Annotated in this window: 17 protein-coding genes; 6 read left to right on the top strand and 11 right to left on the bottom strand. The window is 73.3% G+C overall.

Annotated features, from left to right (window positions below):
• Positions 1 to 17 precede the first annotated feature (17 nt).
• Positions 18 to 1,238 (bottom strand): exo-beta-N-acetylmuramidase NamZ family protein, encoded by a 1,221-nt coding sequence (locus AQJ11_RS36910; protein WP_014671748.1) that lies wholly within the window; start codon positions 1,236 to 1,238, stop codon positions 18 to 20.
• A gap of 166 nt (positions 1,239 to 1,404) precedes the next feature.
• Here AQJ11_RS36910 and AQJ11_RS36915 point away from each other — a divergent pair, with 166 nt between their 5' ends.
• Genes AQJ11_RS36915 through AQJ11_RS36925 form a run of 3 tightly spaced genes read left to right on the top strand, consistent with a single transcriptional unit; the run spans position 1,405 to position 4,455 of the window.
• Positions 1,405 to 2,178 carry an SDR family oxidoreductase gene (locus AQJ11_RS36915; RefSeq protein ID WP_041665059.1) on the top strand — a complete coding sequence of 258 codons (774 nt, stop codon included), beginning with the start codon at positions 1,405 to 1,407 and terminating at the stop codon, positions 2,176 to 2,178.
• A complete protein-coding gene (locus AQJ11_RS36920) occupies positions 2,175 to 3,836 on the top strand; it encodes a class I adenylate-forming enzyme family protein (protein ID WP_059266230.1) in 1,662 nt (553 codons plus the stop codon). The genes AQJ11_RS36915 and AQJ11_RS36920 overlap by 4 nt, the downstream gene beginning before the upstream one ends.
• A 25-nt stretch (positions 3,837 to 3,861) precedes the next feature.
• On the top strand, positions 3,862 to 4,455 hold the full coding sequence (locus tag AQJ11_RS36925; protein WP_041665058.1) for a TetR/AcrR family transcriptional regulator: 594 nt from the start codon (positions 3,862 to 3,864) through the stop codon (positions 4,453 to 4,455).
• A 43-nt stretch (positions 4,456 to 4,498) separates the two neighbouring features.
• On the opposite strand, the gene AQJ11_RS36930 is transcribed toward AQJ11_RS36925, so the two are convergent.
• From AQJ11_RS36930 to AQJ11_RS36960, 7 genes are all read right to left on the bottom strand, one after another.
• Positions 4,499 to 5,713, bottom strand: a complete 1,215-nt coding sequence (locus AQJ11_RS36930) for an acyl-CoA dehydrogenase family protein (RefSeq protein WP_059266202.1) — start codon at positions 5,711 to 5,713, stop codon at positions 4,499 to 4,501.
• 5 nt (positions 5,714 to 5,718) lie between these two features.
• Entirely contained in the window at positions 5,719 to 6,741 is a 1,023-nt protein-coding gene (locus tag AQJ11_RS36935; RefSeq protein WP_058079946.1) for a phosphotransferase family protein, read from the bottom strand.
• A gap of 165 nt (positions 6,742 to 6,906) precedes the next feature.
• A complete protein-coding gene (locus AQJ11_RS36940; RefSeq protein WP_059266203.1) occupies positions 6,907 to 7,206 on the bottom strand; it encodes a hypothetical protein in 300 nt (99 codons plus the stop codon).
• Between the two features lie 141 nt (positions 7,207 to 7,347).
• Positions 7,348 to 7,674: a DUF202 domain-containing protein gene (locus AQJ11_RS36945; protein ID WP_059266204.1), complete on the bottom strand. Its 327-nt coding sequence runs from the start codon at positions 7,672 to 7,674 to the stop codon at positions 7,348 to 7,350.
• Entirely contained in the window at positions 7,671 to 8,063 is a 393-nt protein-coding gene (locus AQJ11_RS36950; RefSeq protein WP_014671740.1) for a YidH family protein, read from the bottom strand. The genes AQJ11_RS36945 and AQJ11_RS36950 overlap by 4 nt, the downstream gene beginning before the upstream one ends.
• 21 nt (positions 8,064 to 8,084) lie before the next feature.
• Positions 8,085 to 8,600: an NUDIX hydrolase gene (locus AQJ11_RS36955; RefSeq protein ID WP_014671739.1), complete on the bottom strand. Its 516-nt coding sequence runs from the start codon at positions 8,598 to 8,600 to the stop codon at positions 8,085 to 8,087.
• A 456-nt stretch (positions 8,601 to 9,056) separates the two neighbouring features.
• Positions 9,057 to 9,953 (bottom strand): DMT family transporter, encoded by an 897-nt coding sequence (locus AQJ11_RS36960; protein ID WP_058083781.1) that lies wholly within the window; start codon positions 9,951 to 9,953, stop codon positions 9,057 to 9,059.
• 396 nt (positions 9,954 to 10,349) lie between these two features.
• Between AQJ11_RS36960 and AQJ11_RS36965 the strand changes: the two genes are divergently transcribed.
• The 3 genes from AQJ11_RS36965 (at position 10,350) to AQJ11_RS36975 (ending at position 12,791) form a co-directional block, all read left to right on the top strand.
• Complete coding sequence (locus AQJ11_RS36965; protein ID WP_059266205.1) at positions 10,350 to 11,324, top strand: hypothetical protein; 975 nt, start codon at positions 10,350 to 10,352, stop codon at positions 11,322 to 11,324.
• A gap of 116 nt (positions 11,325 to 11,440) precedes the next feature.
• Positions 11,441 to 12,181: a molybdopterin-dependent oxidoreductase gene (locus AQJ11_RS36970; RefSeq protein ID WP_014671736.1), complete on the top strand. Its 741-nt coding sequence runs from the start codon at positions 11,441 to 11,443 to the stop codon at positions 12,179 to 12,181.
• A complete protein-coding gene (locus AQJ11_RS36975; protein ID WP_014671735.1) occupies positions 12,165 to 12,791 on the top strand; it encodes a cytochrome b/b6 domain-containing protein in 627 nt (208 codons plus the stop codon). The genes AQJ11_RS36970 and AQJ11_RS36975 overlap by 17 nt, the downstream gene beginning before the upstream one ends.
• 60 nt (positions 12,792 to 12,851) lie before the next feature.
• Here the strand turns inward: AQJ11_RS36975 and AQJ11_RS36980 are convergent, their stop codons facing one another.
• Genes AQJ11_RS36980 through AQJ11_RS36990 form a run of 3 tightly spaced genes read right to left on the bottom strand, consistent with a single transcriptional unit; the run spans position 12,852 to position 16,055 of the window.
• Positions 12,852 to 13,871 (bottom strand): L-idonate 5-dehydrogenase, encoded by a 1,020-nt coding sequence (locus AQJ11_RS36980; protein WP_059266206.1) that lies wholly within the window; start codon positions 13,869 to 13,871, stop codon positions 12,852 to 12,854.
• A gap of 14 nt (positions 13,872 to 13,885) precedes the next feature.
• A complete protein-coding gene (locus tag AQJ11_RS36985; protein ID WP_059266207.1) occupies positions 13,886 to 14,647 on the bottom strand; it encodes an SDR family oxidoreductase in 762 nt (253 codons plus the stop codon).
• A 10-nt stretch (positions 14,648 to 14,657) separates the two neighbouring features.
• A complete protein-coding gene (locus tag AQJ11_RS36990) occupies positions 14,658 to 16,055 on the bottom strand; it encodes a GntP family permease (RefSeq protein WP_059266208.1) in 1,398 nt (465 codons plus the stop codon).
• Between the last annotated feature and the right edge of the window lie 12 nt (positions 16,056 to 16,067).

A 16,067-nucleotide genomic window follows, 5' to 3' on the forward strand; every position in this document is an offset into this window, starting at 1 on the left:
CCCGGAGGAGGAGCGCGCTACGTGTACAGGAGATACCCCTTGCGGACCCGCTGGAACGCGGCCAGCTCCTCCTGCCAGGCGCCCGTCACCTCGTCGGTGCCGGCGCCCGCGTCGATCATCGTGCGGACCTGGGCCGAACCGGTGAGCTTGTCGATCCAGTTGTCGGACCGCCAGGCGAAACCGCTCCACGCCTTCCGGGCGGTCACCAGCAGCGCGATCCCGGTGCGTACGGGGTCGTAGGCGGCCCGGTCGGTCACGTGGATCTGCACCCCGCCGACGGTCTTGCCCTGGAACTTGGAGAACGTGGGCGTGAAGTACGCCTCCCGGAACCGCACACCCGGCAGGCCGGCCTCGTTCGCGGCGGCGGCCCAGCGGCCGTCGAGGCCCTCGGCGCCGAGGAGTTCGAAGGGCCGGGTCGTGCCGCGCCCCTCGGAGAGGTTGGTGCCCTCGAACATGCAGGTCCCGGAGTACACCAACGCGGTGTCCGGCGTGGGCATGTTGGGGCTCGGCGGCACCCAGGGCAGACCGGAGGCGTCGTAGAACCCGGAGCGCTTCCAGCCCGACATGCGGACGGTCTCCAGCGGGACGGGCGTGGCCAGGAACTCGCCGTTGAACAGGCGGGCCAGCTCCGCCACGGTCATCCCGTGCGCCTGCGCGACCGGCTGCCGGCCGACGAAGGTGGCGAACTCCTTGTGCAGCACCGGGCCCCGCGCCTCGCGTCCGGTCACCGGGTTCGGGCGGTCCAGCACGACGAACCGCTTGCCGGCGAGCTGGGCCGCCTCCATGCAGTCGTAGAGGGTCCAGATGTACGTGTAGAAGCGGGCGCCGACGTCCTGGATGTCGAAGACGACGGTGTCGACGCCGGAGGCGGTGAAGACGTCGGCGAGCGGGCGGCCGCTCTTGAGGTACGTGTCGTACACCGGGAGGCCGGTCGCGGGGTCGTCGTAGCGGCCTTCGGAGCCGCCCGCCTGCGCGGTGCCCCGGAAGCCGTGCTCGGGGCCGAAGACCGCCGTGAGCCTGACGCGGGGGTCCCGGTGCATCACGTCGACGATGTGCTCGGTGTCCCTGGTGACGCCGGTGGGGTTGGTGACGACACCTACTCTCTGGCCGGAGAGGAGTGAGTAACCGTCGGCTTCGAGTCTTTCGAACCCGGTGCGCAGATGCTCGCGGTGCGGGGGCGTCGCTGGGAGGGCTGCCGTGGTTGCCGATGCGAGAAGGGTCCGTCGGGACAGGTGCATGGGACCTCCGGTGGGTGGGCACGTGCGGGCCGTCTGTGGTTGCTCGCGCAGTTCCCCGCGCCCCTTGAGGTTGGAGCAGTTCCCCTTCCTTCACACATACCGACCGGTTAGTCTGGCCCGACCAGAGCCGACGCGCGCCGCGCGAAAGTCGTGTCGAAGGAGACCGATGGTGGAAGCCGTGCAGGATGCGGGAGTGGTCGTCACCGGAGCCGGCGGGGGGATCGGGGCGGCGCTGGCCCGGCGGTTCGCCGCCGAGGGGGCGCGGGTCGTGGTGAACGACCTGGACGCCGGGAAGGCCGAGGCGGTGGCCGAGGAGATCGGCGGGACCGCCGTGCCCGGCGACGCCTCCGCGATCGTCGCCGAGGCCCGCGACGCGCTCGGCGGCACGGTGGACGTCTACTGCGCCAACGCGGGCGTCGCCTTCGAGGACGGCGACCTCGACGCCACCCTGGACGAGAAGACCTGGGCCGCGTCGTGGGACGTGAACCTGATGGCCCACGTCCGGGCCGTGCACGCGCTGCTGCCCGACTGGCTGGAGCGGGGCGGCGGACGGTTCGTCTCCACCGTCTCCGCCGCCGGGCTGCTCACCATGATCGGCGCGCCCTCCTACAGCGTCACCAAGCACGGCGCCTACGCCTTCGCCGAGTGGCTGTCGCTGACGTACCGGCACCGGGGGATCAAGGTCCACGCGATCTGTCCGCAGGGCGTCCGCACCGACATGCTGGCCGCCACCGGCAGCGCGGGCGACCTGGTGCTCCAGCCGACCGCGATCGCCCCCGAGGCCGTCGCCGACGCCCTGCTCCAGGGCATCGCGGAGGACCGCTTCCTGATCCTGCCGCACCCCGAGGTCGCCGGCTACTACCAGACGCGGGCCGGCGACCCCGACCGCTGGCTCACGCACATGAACCACCTCCAGCAGAAGTGGGAGGCCGCCCGATGACCGCCTCCCCGTACGCGGCCCGGCCCTGGCTCGCGCTGCTGACCGAGGGCCAGCGCGCCCCGGTCGACCCCGCCGACTCGCTCGTGCACGCCCTGCGCGACGCCGTCGCCGAGGCCCCCGACCGCACCTTCCTCGCCTACTTCGACGCCCGGCTCAGCTACCGGGAGGCCGACGAGCTGAGCGACGCCGTCGCCGCCCACCTCGCCGCGCGCGGCCTGGAACGCGGCGACCGGGTGGCCGTCGTCCTCCAGAACTCCCCGCACTTCGTGCTCGCCGTGCTCGGCGCCTGGAAGGCGGGCGCGACCGTCGTCCCGGTCAACCCCATGTACAAGTCGGGGGAGGTGGCGCACGTCCTGCGGGACGGCGAGGTGGCCGCGCTGATCTGCTCCGACCGGGCCTGGGAGGCGTACCTGCGGCAGACGGCCGCCGACTCGCCGGTGCGGATCGTGCTCACCGCCTGCGAACGGGACTTCCAGACCCGCGACGACCCGCGCGTGCTGGGCTTCGAGCGGCTGCCCCAGGCCCCGGACGCCGACGACCTGGTGGCCGTCGCCCGGCGGGGCGGCCGGGCCCCCGAGGGCCGCGCGCCGCGCCCGGACGAGATCGCGCTGATCAGCTACACCTCGGGCACCAGCGGCACGCCCAAGGGCGCCACCAACACGCACGCGAACGTCATGCACAACGCCGAGCGCCAGGCCACCGGGCTCGGCCTGCCCGAGGCGCCCGTCTACTACGCGCTCGCGCCGCTGTTCCACATCACCGGCATGGTCTGCCAGCTCGGCGCCTGTCTGAGCAGCGCCGGCACCCTCGTGCTCACCTACCGCTTCGAGGCCGGGGTCGTCCTGGACGCCTTCGCCGAGCACCGCCCGCACTACACCGTCGGACCCTCCACCGCCTACATGGCGCTCGCCGCCCGCCCCGACGCCACCCGCGAGCACTTCGCCTCGTTCGTGAACCTGTCGTCGGGCGGCGCCCCCGTGCCCCCGGCCCTGGTGGAGGCGTTCCGGGAGCGCTTCGGGCCGTACATCCGCGTCGGCTACGGCCTCACCGAGTGCACCGCCCCCTGCGCCTCCGTCCCGCCGCACCTGGAGGCGCCCGTGGACCCGGTCTCCGGGACGCTGTCCGTGGGCCTGCCCGGCGCCGACACGGTCGTGCGGATCCTGGACGAGCAGGGCGCGGAGGTGCCCTTCGGGCAGCACGGCGAGATCGTCGTCCGCGGGCCGCAGGTGGTGCCCGGGTACTGGCGGCGGCCGGACGCCACCGCCGAGACCTTCCCGGACGGCGAGCTGCGCACCGGCGACATCGGGTTCATGGACGAGCGGGGCTGGCTGTACGTCGTGGACCGCAAGAAGGACATGATCAACGCGTCCGGCTTCAAGGTGTGGCCGCGCGAGGTCGAGGACGTCCTCTACACCCACCCGGCGGTGCGCGAGGCGGCCGTCGTCGGCGTCCCCGACGGGTACCGTGGCGAGACCGTCAAGGCCTACATCAGCCTCCGTCCGGGGGCCGGGACGGACCCGGACGAACTCGCGGCGTACTGCAAGGAGAGACTGGCCGCCTACAAGTACCCGCGCCAGGTGGAGATCCTGCCCGACTTGCCGAAGACGGCGAGTGGGAAGATCCTCCGGCGGGAACTGCGTTCCCGCAGCAGCGAGTGACCTCATGGAAAGGCAGGTGGCGGCAGTGCCCAGGACGACGGACGGAGACGGGACGCCCGTCCCGCAGCGGCTGCTGGCCGCCGCCACCCGGCTCTTCGCCGAGCAGGGCTACGACCGCACCTCCGTGCAGGAGATCGTGGAGGCGGCCGGCGTCACCAAGGGGGCGCTGTACCACTACTTCGGCTCCAAGGACGACCTGCTGCACGAGGTGTACGCGCGCGTGCTGCGCCTCCAGCAGGAGCGGCTGGACACGTTCGCGAACGCCGACGAGCCGGTGGAGAAGCGGCTCAGGGACGCGGCGGCGGACGTCGTCGTCACCACGATCGAGAACCTCGACGACGCGATGATCTTCTTCCGGTCCATGCACCACCTGAGCCCGGAGAAGAACAAGCAGGTCCGCGCCGAGCGCCGGCGCTACCACGAGCGTTTCCGCGCGCTCGTGGAGGAGGGCCAGAAGGCGGGCGTCTTCTCCACGGCGACCCCGGCCGACCTGGTCGTGGACTACCACTTCGGCTCGGTCCACCACCTGTCGACGTGGTACCGGCCGGACGGCCCGATGGGCCCGCAGGAGGTGGCCGACCACCTGGCCGACCTGCTGCTGCGGGCCCTGCGGCCGTAGGGACCCCTGAGGTTCGACGACGGCCTCTGGGGTCCCCGCGGCCTCAGAGGTACTTCTTCAGCTCCCGGCGGGCCAGCGACCGCTGGTGGACCTCGTCCGGGCCGTCGGCGAGCATCAGCGTGCGGGCGCTCGCGTACAGCTCGGCCAGCGGGAAGTCCTGGCTCACCCCGCCCGCGCCGTGCAGCTGGATCGCCCGGTCCAGGATGCCGACCACCGCGCGCGGGGTGGCGATCTTGATGGCCTGGATCTCCGTGTGGGCGCCCTTGTTGCCGACCGTGTCCATCAGCCAGGCCGTCTTCAGCACCAGCAGCCGCAGTTGCTCGACGGTGACCCGGGCGTCGGCGATCCAGTTCTGGACCACTCCCTGCTGGGCCAGCGCCTTGCCGAACGCGGTACGGGTCACGGCCCGCCGGCACATCAACTCGATCGCCCGCTCGGCCATCCCGATCAGCCGCATGCAGTGGTGGATGCGGCCGGGGCCGAGCCGGGCCTGGGCGATGGCGAAGCCGCCGCCCTCCTCGCCGACGAGGTTCGACACGGGCACGCGCGCGTGGTCGAAGACGACTTCGGCGTGGCCGCCGTGCGAGTGGTCCTCGTAGCCGAAGACCCGCATCGCGCGCTTCACGGTGACGCCCGGCGTGTCGCGCGGGACCAGCACCATGGACTGCTGACGGCGGATGTCCGCCCCGTCCGGGTCCGTCTTGCCCATCACGATGAAGATCGCGCAGTCCGGGTTCATCGCCCCGGAGATGTACCACTTGCGGCCCGTGACGACGTACTCGTCGCCGTCCCGCTCGATGTGGGTGGTGATGTTGGTGGCGTCCGAGGACGCCACCTCCGGCTCGGTCATCGCGAACGCCGAGCGGATCTCACCGGCCAGCAGCGGCTCCAGCCACTGCTTCCTCTGCTCCTCGGTGCCGAACTGTGCCAGCACCTCCATGTTCCCGGTGTCGGGCGCGGCGCAGTTGGTCGCGGTCGGCGCGAGGTGCGGGGACCGGCCGGTGATCTCGGCGAGCGGCGCGTACTGGAGGTTGGTCAGCCCGGCGCCGTACCCGGCGTCGGGCAGGAAGAGGTTCCACAGCCCCTGCCTGCGGGCCTCGGCCTTCAGTTCCTCGACCACGGCCGGCGTGTCCCAGGGGGATGCCAGCCGCGCCCGCTGCTCCTCGGCGACCGCCTCGGCCGGGTAGACGTACTCGTCCATGAAGGCGAGGAGCCTGTCGCGCAGTTCCTCGGTGCGCGCGTCGAACGCGAAGTCCATGCCGGTCAGCCTTCCTGAAGGGTCGTGAGTCCGTGGTCGATGAAGACGGGCACGAGGTCGCCGATGCGGTCGAAGCCGCGGCCGACCGTCTGGCCGAGCGTGTACCGGTAGTGGATGCCCTCCAGGATCACGGCGAGCTTGAACCAGGCGAACGCCGTGTACCAGGAGACGGCCGAGACGTCCCGGCCGGAGCGGGCGGCGTACCGCTCGACCAGCTCCCGCGGGTCGGGGTGCCCCGGCGCCTCGGCGGTGGTGGACACGGGCGAGTCGGGCATGCCGAGCGGCAGGCTGTACATCACCAGCAGACCCAGGTCGGTGAGCGGGTCGCCGAGCGTGGACATCTCCCAGTCGAGGATGGCCTTGATCGTGTCGTCGTCCCCGATCAGGACGTTGTCCAGGCGGTAGTCGCCGTGGACGACCGCCGGGGCGGGGGAGACGGGCAGCCGGCGGCCGAGGGCGGCGTGCAGCTCGTCGATGCCCGCCAGCTCGCGGTTGCGGGAGGCGTCCAGCTGCTTGCCCCAGCGGCGCAGCTGCCGGTCCAGGAAGCCCTCCGGGCGGCCGAAGTCGGCGAGACCCACCTCGGCGGGGTCCACGGCGTGCAGCTCGACCAGCGTGTCCACCAGGGACAGCACCGCGTTCCGGGTGCGCTCGGCGCCGAGCGGGGCGAGCTGGTCGGCGGTGCGGTACGGCGTGCCCTCCACGAACTCCATGACGTAGAAGGGCGCCCCGAGCACCTCCTCGTCCTCGCACAGCAGCAGCGGGCGCGGGACCGGCACCCGGGTCGGGTGCAGCGCGCTGATCACCCGGTGCTCGCGCCTCATGTCGTGCGCGGTGGCCAGCACATGGCCGAGCGGCGGCCGGCGGACGACCCACTTCGAGGTGCCGTCCGAGAGCGCGTAGGTGAGGTTCGACCGTCCGCCCTCGATCAGCCGTCCGGTCAGGGGGCCGTTCACCAGACCGGGGCGCTCGCGGTCGAGCAGGGCGCGCAGCCGGTCCAGGTCGAGACCGGGCGGGTGGTCGGCGCTCATACATCACTCCTACGAACCGGCGAACAGGACTGCACTCATGATGCCGACCGGTCGGTATGCCGTCCAGTGCGCGCGGTGAAGATCGGGCGGAAACGTGACCGGGGCCACGACAGGCCGACGGCCCCCGGCGCGCCGCCCGGGAGCCGTCGCCTGCGCCTCCATCGGTCAGTGGTCGTCCCAGTGGTCCCCGTGCTCGGCGTGCCGGTGCCCGCCGTGCAGATAGTCCACGTGGTCGCCGTGCGGCACCTGCGCGTGGCCGCACTCGTCGTGGTGCACGTGCTCATGGCCCTCGTGGACGGCGTGCCCGGCCGGCTCGCACTCGTCCCAGTGGCCCTCGTGCTCCCGGTGCAGATGGCCGTCGTGGACGTAGTCGACATGGTCGCCGTGCGGCACGGCGTTGTGTCCGCAGTCCGGCCCGTGGCGGTGCGCCGCGTGCTCGGCGTGTTCCTGGTGAAGGGTGGTCATGGTGCTCACCTTCGGGAGGTACGGGGTGCCTGACGTCGGCAGGCTGTCATGCGAAAACCGCGTACCGGGACATCCCGGTCGCGTGGCGCACGAGTACCCCGGAGGGATGACGGCACCAGGGGCAGGGGAGCCGGACGGGTCCTAGAGCACCAGTACGGCCGCGCACACCGCCATCGCCACCGCGCACAGCACCGCCGCCGTCGCCTGGCGCGGGGCGAGAGCGGGCGGTGGGGTGCCGGCCGCGAGGGCGTGGATGCGCAGGTGGGCGACCCGGAGGAAGGCCAGGCACAGCCCGCAGCACAGCGCGCACACGACGATCCCGGTGGCCGAGGCGCCGCCGTGCAGCGCCGCCCTCACGGCCAGTACGGCGGCCACGGCGGCCGACAGGGTCGTACGCCGCCAGGCCAGCCGGGTGCGCTCCGGCTGGAGCCCGGGATCCCGCCCGGCGCCCGCCTCCCCGGCACTCACCCCTCCCCCCGCACCAGGACCACGAGCACCATCGCGACGGCCACCACCGCCACGACCAGGCTCAGCAGCGCGGGGAAGCGGGACGCGGGCAGGTCCTCGCCGCGGCGCATCGCGCGCTCGCAGCGCACCCAGTGGTTCACCGCGCGCAGGGAGCACAGGACCCCGGCCGCGAGCAGGGCCAGCGCGAGCCCGACCCGCCAGGCCCAGCGCAGGTCCGGGAGGAACTGGTCCACCGCGAATCCGCCGCCGATCAGCGCGAGCGCGGTGCGCAGCCAGGCGAGGAAGGTGCGCTCGTTGGCCAGCGAGAACCGGTAGTCGGGCGTCCCGCCCTCGTCCCGCACCCGCTCCGGCGCGAACCACAGCCGGATGTTCCGTACGAATTCGCTCACGCGGCCGACCCTACCCGGCGGTCACCGGCCCGCCCGGAACGCCCGCAGCCGCTCGTAGGCCGCCAGCCCGTCCGGCACCCACTCCCACGTGCCGAGCCGCCGTTCGACCTCCTCCTCGGGCAGGAAGGCGTGCCACTGGACCTCCTCCGCCTGCGGCCGGACCGGCAGCTCGCAGCGCACCTCGTACACCGCCGACCACCAGCTGTTCCCGGCGCCGTCCTCGTAGAGGAACTTGAAGAGGAACTCCGGCTGGGGCAGCCCGGTCACGCCCAGCTCCTCCTCGGCCTCCCGCAGCGCCGCCTCGTCGTAGGACTCGCCCGCGCCGACGACCCCGCCGACGAACAGGTCGTACAGGGAGGGGAACACCAGCTTGGTCGCCGTGCGCCGGTGCACGAAGAGCCGGCCGGCCGCGTCGCGGGCCTCGATGAACACACAGCGGTGGCGCAGCCCGCGGGCGTAGGCCTCGCCGCGCGGGTACCGGGCGACGACCCGGTCGTGCTCGTCGACGATGTCGAGGATCTCGTCAGCAGGATTCATACCCGTCATCCAAGCAGGGCCGTTGGGGGCGGCCCCGGCCGTCTGGTGTGGGCGGGGTCGTTTGGGGTGGGCCGGGCCGTCTGGTGTGGGCGGGGTCGTTTGGGGTGGGCCGGGCCGTCTGGTGTGGGCGGGTTTGTCTGAGGCGGGTCGCGCCGTCCGGGCGGGCTGCCGTCTGGGGCGGGCCGCGCCGTCTCGGGCGCGCACGGCCGTACGGCCGGGGCAGGGCCTGCTTGCCTGGGCAGGAGCGGATCACGCAGGCAGGAGCGGCTCATCCAGGCAGGGTCGGCTCGCCCAGGCGGATCGGCTCATGCAGGCGGGGTCGGCTCACCCGGGCAGGGTCGGCTCATCCGGGCAGGGTCGGCTCATCCGGGCAGGCGGCTCATCCAAGCAGGCGGCTCATCCAGGCAGGGCCGGCTCGCCCGGGCAGGACCGGCTCGCCCGGGCGAGCCGGTCGGCTCAGCGGCGCTGGAGGTCCCGGGCTTCCGGGTCCGTCTCCGCCGTGCCGCACGGCATCGCGGGATGCAGCCCGAGCAGCACGATGCCCGCCACCACCGCCGCGAGTCCGGCCGCCTCCCCGGCCAGCGCCCCGGTGTCGGTGCGCAGCCGGTCGCCCATGAAGCCCACGCCGCACAGGATCCCGGCGAGCGGCTCGGCCGCCGTGAGCGCGGGCAGCGACATGCGCAGCGGAGCGGTCTCGAACGCGCTCTGGACCAGCACGAGACCGGTGACCCCGCAGGCCACCACGCCGTACGGCTGCCAGCCGGCGAACAGCTCGGTGAGGCCGCCGTCGGAGAAGCGGGTGCCGCTCACCCGGGTCAGCGCGTCCTGGACGCCGTAGAGCAGCCCGGCCGCCAGGGCCAGCAGCACCGGGCCCCAGCTCAGCCGGGACCGCTTGGCGTACGTCGTCAGGACCAGGGCCGCGCCCACCACCGCGCCGATGATCAGCCAGTGCCGCAGCGGATCGGTGACCGCGGTGCCGCCGCGCGGCTCGCCCGCGACGATGAACGCGCTCACCCCGCCCGCGAGCAGCAGCAGCCCGGCCCAGCCCTGGCGGCCGAGCGGTTGTCCGGTCTGGTGCCGGGAGAGGGCGAGGGCGAACAGCAGGTTCGTCGCGAGCAGCGGCTCGACCAGGGAGATCTCGCCCTTGCCGAGGGCGATCGCGCCCAGCACCATGCCGGCCACCATCAGCCCGAGACCGCCCAGCCAGCGTGGTATCCGCATCAGGTCGAGGAGCAGGCGGAAGGAGAGGAAGTCGCTGAGCGGTGCCTTCTGCGCCGCGTTCTGCTGGAGCACGAATCCGAAACCCAGACAGCAGGCAGCGCTCACGGCGAGAAGGAGAACCAGAACCGACACGCTGTGTACCTCGATCATCCGGCCGTACCACGGGCGGTAGTGGCCGACTGTAGCGCTCCCAGGGCCGCATGCCCCGGAAGTACCCGGAAGCGGGCGGTTGACTCGTCGTGGTCCGGGGTCCGACTCGCCATGGTCCGGGGCCGACGGGCGCCGCGCCATGGCGTACGCCACAGAAGCCGGGGCGCACGACCCGGAAACGGGATGGCATACGCCACAGGAACGTTCCCGGGCCCGGGCGGCCGTGCCCCCGCCCACCTGCGCAGGGACGATCAGATTCCACTTCGGCCGAGGAAGTTGAAGCTCGCACCACCGCCGTTGCCGCTTGACGCAACCCTTGGCTGAGGGTTTGCTGTGCGTGATCGGTCGATGGCAGCCCGAGAAACAGGAAGTCCCGCGGTGCCTCCTCTTTCGCCTCTGCTCGGCGCTCGCCGGGCCCCCACGGAACCGTCCGGCGAGACCGCCGAGGACGCCTCCGGGGCCTTCGACGCCGCCCTCGACGACGCGGAACTCGGCGCCGCCCGAGCCGCGTTGGCCCAGGGGCGGCGGCAGGCCGCCCGCTCCCTGCTGGTGCACACCGGCGACGACTGGGACCGCCGCGGCCACCGCCTCACCGTGCTCGCCCAGGACGCCCGTGCCGCCGCCTGGGCGACCGACTGGCTGACCGCCGAACCCGGCTCCGCCGACGCCACCACGCTGCTCGCCCTGGCCCTGGTGCACCGCGCCTTACGCGGCGAGGAGGAACCCGGCCCGGCCCGCGAGGCCTGCGACACGGCCGCCGCGCTCGCCCCCGACGACCCCACCCCCTGGCTCGGCCGGCTGCTGCTCGCCCGCGCCCTCGCCCCGGAGCGCGAGGTGCTCGCGGCCTTCGCCGAAGTGCGCCGCCGCCACCCCGAGCACCACCACGCCCACCACCTGCTGATCGCCCGCCTGGCCGAACGGCCCGCCGGCGGCCGGGCCGAGGCCCACGAGGTGTACGACCTCGCCGAGCAGGCCGCCGCCGAGGCCCCCGCCGACTCCCCGCTGGCCGTCCTGCCGGTCGTCGCCTACGCCGAGCGCTACCGGGTCCTCGCCGCCGCCGGCCTCGCCCCCGCCGACCCCGCGGCCTGCGGGCACTGGTCCGGACCGCGGGCCCGGCGCATCCTGCGCGCCTGCTTCGACTGGTGGCTGGAGTGGGAGCACGACGAACACCCGCGCCGCCACGTCGACCTCAACCACCTCGCGTTCGCCCTCTCCCGCGCCGGCCGCCCGGCCGAGGCGGCGGCCCTCTTCCGGCGCATCGGCGCGCACGCCACCCCGGCGCCCTGGTCGTACGCGCACCCCGACCCCCTGGCGGCCTTCCGCGCGGCCCGCGCCCACGCGCTCGGGCACTGAGACACCGGGGCCAGGACGCCGTACCCGGAGGTGACGCGGGTGAGAAGTGGTTACGGAAATCTGACCGACGGCCCGATCATCTGGCCCCGCGCGGTCCCGAGTGCTCGAATGAATACGTGAACTCTGAACAATCCGAGGAGCACGCGGACGAGCGGGACGGCCGGCCCGTCGGCCGCCGCGTCTTCCTGGGCACCCTCGGTCTGGGCGCGCTCGGCGTGGTCGCGGCACCCGCCCTGCAACGTGGCGTCGAAGGCTTCCTCGGCGGCGTCGCCGGCAAGGACCCCACCGGTCTGACCGGTCTGCTGCCCAACGGCGGCGGCTTCCGCTACTACTCCGTCGCCGCGTCCGTGCCGCACAGGACCGCCGCGGACTACCGCCTCACCCTCGACGGCCTGGTCGACCACCCGCGCGGCTACACCCTGGACGAACTGCGTGCCCTGCCGCGGACCCGGCTGGTCAAGGACGTCCAGTGCGTCACCGGCTGGCGGGTCCCCGGCACTGCCTTCGAGGGCGTACGCCTGTCCCACCTGCTCGACGCGGCGGGCGTCCGCCCCTCCGCCAAGGCCCTCCGCTTCACCTGCTTCGACGGCACCTACACCGAGAGCCTCACCCTGGACCAGGCGCGCCGCCCGGACGTGCTGGTCGCCCTGCGCATGCAGGACAAGGACATCGGCCACGACCACGGCGGCCCGGTCCGCCTCTACGTCGCCCCCATGTACTTCTACAAGTCCGCCAAGTGGCTCTCCGGCATCACCGTCACCGACCGGGTGGAGCCGGGCTACTGGGAGAACCTCGGCTACGACGTCGACGCCTGGGTCGGCCGCTCGAACGGACGCGACGATGAGCCTACGAGCTGAGACCCCGGCCCCGCCGAGCGCCCGCGTGCACCGCTTCACCCGCGCCGAACGCTGGGTGCACCGCGCGACGGCCGCGCTGATGGGCGTGTGCGTGATGACCGCGGCCGTCCTCTACATCCCGCAACTGGCGGTCCTGGTCGGCCGCCGGGAACTGGTCGTCCGGGTGCACGAGTGCGCGGGGCTCGCGCTGCCGGTGCCGGTCCTGCTGGGCCTGGCCTCCCGCGCCTTCCGCGCCGACCTGCGCTTCCTCAACCGCTTCGGCCCGCACGACCGGGTCTGGCTGCGCGCCGCGTTGCGCCGCGACCGGCGCCACGGCTCACGCCCCGCGGGCAAGTTCAACGCCGGCCAGAAGGTCTACGCCGCGTGGATCGCCGGCGCGACCCTGGTCATGCTCGGCACCGGCCTGATGATGTGGTTCACCCGTCTCACCCCGCTGATGTGGCGCACCTCGGCGACCTTCGTCCACGACTGGCTGGCCCTGACCATCGGCGTGGTCCTGGCCGGCCACATCGGCATGGCCCTCGGTGACCCGGAGGCGAGACGGGGGCTGCGGACGGGATCGGTGAGCGAGGAGTGGGCGAACCGGGAGCACCCGCTCTGGCGCCCGTAGCCCTTGTCCCGCCCGGAACTGCACCCGCTCGGCACTCCACCCGCCGGGAACTCCACCCGCTCAGAACTCCAGCAGCACCTTGCAGGACCGTTCCCGGTCGGCGGCCAGCGCGAACGCGGAGCCGGCCGCTGTCACGGGAAGCACGGAGCTGATCAGCCCGTCGAACTCGCCCCGGTCGGCGAGCAGGTGCAGCGCGTCGTCGAACTCGGCGTCGAACCGGAACGCGCCCCGCAGCTCGATCTCCCGGCTCACCACCAGGTTCCCGGCGAACGGCGTCCGCCCGGCGGGCAGCATCCCGAGCTGGACGACCACACCGCCGCGCCGCACCCGCCGCAGGCAGGTGTCCAGCCCGGCGGCCACCCCCGAGGCCTCCACGGCCACGTCCACCTCCGCCGGCCACCCGGGATCGTCCGGATCGTCGGCCCGTACGAGCGTGTCGGCACCGGCGACGGCCGCGTACCCCAGCGCCTCGGGCACCAGGTCGGTGACCGTCACCCGCGCCGCGCCCGCCGCCTTCGCCGCCGCGACGACCAGGCACCCGATCGGCCCGGCCCCGGTGACCAGCACATGGCGTCCGGCCACCTCCCCGGCCCGCCGCACCGCGTGCAGCGCCACCGACAGCGGCTCGGCCAGCGCGGCCCGGCGCAGCCCGAGACCGTCCGGCAGCGCCCTCAACTGGCCTGCGGGAACGGCCACTCGGCCGGCGAAGCCGCCCTGCACATGCGGAAATCGCGCCGCACTGCCCAGATAGCGCGTGTCGCGGCACACGTTCGCCCGTCCCTCGGCGCACTCCGGGCACACCCCGCACGGCGTGGCCGGGTGCACGGCGACCGCCGTACCGGGGGCGGGACCGGTGGCCCCGGGGCCGTAGGACACCACGGTGCCGACCACCTCGTGGCCGAGCACCATCGGCTCGCGGAGGCGGAAGTCCCCGACCCCGCCGTGCCGCCAGTAGTGCAGATCGGACCCGCACACCCCGCCGTAGCGGACCGCCACCAGCGCCTCGCCGGAGCCGGGCCGAGGGGGCGGCAGCTCCTCCACCCGCAAATCGCCGGCCCCGTGGATCACACACCCCAGCACGCCCGCCGCCCCTCTCACAGCACGCTCGTCATGCCGCCGTCGACGTACAGCACCTGCCCGCCGACGAAGTCCGCCGCGGGCGAGGCCAGGAAGAGCAGCCCGCCCACCAGGTCCTCGGTACGGCCCCAGCGCCCGGCCGGGGTGCGGCGGCGCACCCACGCGCTGAACTCCTCGTCCTCCACCAGGGGCCGGGTCAACTCGGTCTCGATGTAGCCGGGGCCGAGGCCGTTGACCTGGACGCCGTACGGCCCCCAGTCGGCGCACATGCCCTTGGTGAGCATCTTCAGCGCGCCCTTGGTCGCCGCGTACGGCGCGATGCCCGGGCGGACCACCTCGCTCTGCAACGAGCAGATGTTGATGATCTTGCCGTGCCCGCGTGCCGTCATCCGCCGGGCGGCCTCCCGGCCGACGAGGAACGCGCTGGTGAGGTTGGTGTCCAGGATGCGGTGCCAGTCGGCGTCCGCGAACTCCAGCAGCGGGGCGCGCAGTTGCATGCCCGCGTTGTTGACCAGGATGTCGAGCGGGCCCACCCGCTCCTCGACGTCCGCGATCCCGGCGGCCACGGCCGGACCGTCGGTCACGTCGAACACCGCCGTACGCACCTCGCCGGGAAGGTCCGCCGCGGCCTTTGCCAGCCGGCCGGCGTCGCGCCCGTTGAGGACCACCGTGCAGCCGGCCTCGGCCAGGCCCCGGGCCAGGGCGACGCCGATGCCCCGGCTGGACCCGGTGACCAGGGCCGTGCGGCCGCTGATGTCGAAGAGGGGGTGAGCCGTCATCGCCGTACCCCTAGATGATCAGGGAGAGGAGCAGGACCAGGCCGCCGGCGACCACCGAGATGATCGTCTCCATCACCGACCAGGTCTTCACGGTCTGCCCGACGCTCAGCCCGAAGTACTCCTTCACCAGCCAGAAACCGGCGTCGTTGACATGGCTGAAGAACAGCGAGCCCGCGCCGACGGCCAGGACGAGCAGGGCCGCGTGCGTGGTCGACATGTCGGCCGCGAGCGGCGCGACCAGGCCGGCCGCCGAGACCGTCGCCACCGTCGCCGAGCCGGTCGCCAGCCGGATCGCCACCGCGATCAGCCAGGCCAGCAGCAGCGCCGGGATCGACCAGTCCTTGGAGATGTCCAGGATCATCTGGCCCACGCCCGAGTCGATCAGCGTCTGCTTGAAGCCGCCGCCCGCGCCCACGATCAGCAGGATGCCTGCGATGGGCATGAGGCCCTTCTCGACGGTCTGCTGGAGCCGGTCCTTGGTGAACCCGGCGGGCCGGCCCAGCGTGAAGAAGCCGACGATCACGGCGGCGAGCAGCGCGATCAGCGGGGAGCCGACGACGTCGAAGACGCGCTGGGTCGTGTCCGTGGCGTCGTCGACGACGATGTCCACCAGCGCCTTGGCCAGCATCAGCACCACAGGCAGCAGCACGGTGGCGAGCGTCGCGCCGAAGCCCGGACGGCGCTCCAGCTCCTCCGAGGCGCGCTGCGGCAGCATCCGGTCGGGCGCCGGCACGTCCACCCAGCGGGCCGCGACCTTCGAGAACAGCGGACCGGCGATGATCACCGTCGGGATGGCGACCACGATGCCGAGCGCCAGGGTCACGCCCAGGTTGGCCTTGACCGCGTCGATGGCGACCAGCGGGCCGGGGTGCGGCGGGATCAGGCCGTGCATCACGGACAGACCGGCGAGCGCCGGGATGCCGATGCGCATCAGGGAGTAGTTGCCGCGCTTGGCGACCATCAGCACGACCGGGATCAGCAGCACGATGCCGACCTCGAAGAACAGCGGCAGGCCGATCACGGAGGCGATCAGCACCATCGCCCAGGGCATGGCGCGCCCGCCGGCCTTGGCGAGGATCGTGTCCACGATCTCGTCGGCACCGCCGGAGTCGGCGAGCAGCTTGCCCAGGATCGCCCCGAGCGCGATCAGGACGCCGACGCCGGCCACGGTGGAGCCGAGTCCGGTGGTGAAGCTGGTGATGGCCTTGTCGAGCGGCGCCCCGGCGACCGCCCCGAGCGCCAGTGACCCGATGGTCAGCGCCAGGAAGGCATGGAGCTTGAACTTGGTGATGAGCAGGACGATGAGCGCGATGCCCACCAGGACGGCTATGCCCAGCTGGGCGTGTCCGGCGGAGGTGATCGGCGCAGGCGCGTCCGCTGCCAGCATCTCGACGCTGAGTCTGGTCACGGGGGTTCCCTT

Source organism: Streptomyces corchorusii (assembly GCF_001514055.1).
GTDB lineage: Bacteria > Actinomycetota > Actinomycetes > Streptomycetales > Streptomycetaceae > Streptomyces > Streptomyces olivaceoviridis.